Origin of the sequence: Lysinibacillus sp. OL1, from assembly GCF_004332175.1 — a bacterium.
Lineage (GTDB): Bacteria > Bacillota > Bacilli > Bacillales_A > Planococcaceae > Lysinibacillus > Lysinibacillus capsici.
Map to the genome: position 1 here is coordinate 1 of NZ_SJDS01000178.1, position 206 is coordinate 206.

General features: G+C 39.3%; 1 rRNA gene. It reads right to left on the reverse strand.

Annotation, left to right across the window (positions count from 1 at the left end):
• Positions 1-65 (reverse strand): 5S ribosomal RNA (gene rrf / locus EW028_RS25030); the annotation flags it as partial.
• Positions 66-206 lie beyond the last annotated feature (141 nt).

The following is a 206-nucleotide window of genomic DNA, read 5'->3' on the forward strand; positions in this document are numbered from 1 at the left end:
CTAAAGAGCTTAACTTCCGTGTTCGGTATGGGAACGGGTGTGACCTCTTTGCCATCATCACTAGACTTATTCGACCTTCAAAACACGGCGTATTACTGCGTCTTGAAGCTCTCTTTTTTGTTGAAAGATTTGTTCTTTCAAAACTGGATAAACGGTGCATTGAATGTTTCAAACTTTTTTGGTTAAGTCCTCGATCGATTAGTATT